Annotated in this window: 1 protein-coding gene; it reads left to right on the forward strand. The window is 64.2% G+C overall.

Features of this window, described 5'->3' with window-relative positions; genetic code table 11:
* Positions 1 to 674: aromatic amino acid lyase (locus AC1RN6_RS24090; RefSeq protein WP_493008001.1), on the forward strand; the 674-nt coding region annotated here is incomplete at both ends.

Genomic DNA, 674 nt, shown 5'->3' on the forward strand with positions numbered 1-674 from the left:
GCCTTCGCCAGCAACTACTCGGCGCCGCGCGTGGAAGTGGTCGATCGCCTGCTGGCCTTCATCAACGCCGGCATCCACCCGATCATGCCGCAGAAGGGCTCCGTCGGCGCCTCCGGCGATCTGGCGCCGCTGGCTTATCTGGCTGCCGCCATCGTCGGTTTCGACGAAGCCGAAGTGATGTACCAGGGCAAGCGCATGAGTGCACCGGAAGCCATCACCAGGGCAGGTATCGGCCCGGTCCAGTTCGACCTCAAAGCCAAGGACGCCTCGGCGCTGATCAACGGCTGCACCGCCTCGCTGGCTGTTGCTGTATTAGCCGCGCACGATTCGCGCAACCTGCTGACCGACGCCTGCGTATCGCTGGGCCTGACGCTGGAAGCCATGCGTGCCGAGATGTCCGCCTTCGATCCGCGCATCCAGCAAGCGCGTCCACACGCCGGCCAGATCAAGACCGCGGCAGTGGTGCGCACCTTGCTCAAAGGCTCGACCCGCACTACCCACGAAGCCCGCTCGGTGCAATTGCCGGACGAACTGCGCCGCACCGATATTCCCTATTCCTCGCGCATTCAGGATGTGTACTCGCTGCGCTGCGCGCCGCAAGTCTACGGTCCGGTGTTCGATGCGCTCGACTACATCGACACCATCGTCGACAAGGAAATCAACTCCGCCACCGA

This window comes from Herbaspirillum sp. GW822-FHT03A08, from assembly GCF_058801885.1.